A 1084-nucleotide genomic window follows, 5' to 3' on the forward strand; every position below is an offset into this window, starting at 1 on the left:
CACTAGGGCGTTATGCTACAAAAATAGTAGCAATGCATTGTCGGAGCCGGCCGCCGCCTGCCGGTGGCGCGGAGCGTCCGCCCATGAGCCTGCGCCAGACGCTCGCCACCCTGCCGCGCGACACCCGCGACACCCTGTTCCTCATCGTCGTCATCGCCTGGGGTGATCGCGCCGCAGGCCGCCAATCTGCCCGTGTGGACCACGGCGCTCGCCGCCCTGGTGCTGGCCTGGCGCGGCTGGCTGGCGCTGGAAGGCCGGCCCCTGCCGGGCCGCTGGGCCACCGGCGGGCTGCTGGTGGTGTCGGTGGCGCTCACGCTGGCGTCGCACCGCACGATCGTGGGGCGCGATGCGGGCGTCACGCTCATCGTGATGCTGCTGGCGCTCAAGACGCTGGAGCTGCGCGCGCGGCGCGACGCCATGGTCACCTTCTTCCTGGGCTTCTTCACGATGCTCAGCAACTTCTTCTTCTCGCAGTCGCTGCTCACGGCGACCGCCATGCTGGTCGCGCTGCTGGGGCTGCTCACCGCCCTGGTCAACGCCCACATGCCCGTCGGCCGCCCGCCGCTGGCGCAATCCATGCGCACGGCCGGCAAGATGGCGCTGCTGGGCGCGCCCATCATGCTGGCGCTGTTCCTGCTGTTCCCGCGGATGGCGCCCCTGTGGGGCATGCCCAACGACAACCCCTCGGGGCGCAGCGGGCTGTCGGGCGAGATGGAGATCGGCAACGTCGCCTCGCTGGCGCTGGACGACAGCGTGGCGATGCGCGTGCAGTTCGACACGCCGGGCGGCGCGGCGCCGCCGCAGAGCGACCTGTACTTTCGCGGCCCGGTGCTCACCGCCTTCAACGGCCGGCAGTGGTTCGCCCTCGGGCAGTCGGGCGCACCGGCCTCGGCCTTTCGCCCGCCCGCGCCCGCGCGGCTGCAGACCGAGGGCGAGCCCCTGCGCTACGCCGTCACGCTGGAGCCGCTGCGGCGCCCCTGGCTGCTCACCCTGGACGCGGCCCGCGACCGGCCCGAACTGCCCGAGGGCCTGTCGGCCTTCATGACGCAGGAGCTGCAGTGGGTGGTCAACCGGCCTGTCAACG

Annotated in this window: 1 pseudogene; it reads left to right on the top strand. The window is 72.3% G+C overall.

Annotated features, from left to right (window positions below):
• Positions 1–83: 83 nt before the first annotated feature.
• Positions 84–1084, top strand: a pseudogene (locus tag AC27IQ_RS25375) (TgpA N-terminal domain-containing protein); the annotation flags it as partial.

This window comes from Acidovorax sp. KPB24-07 (assembly GCF_057543315.1).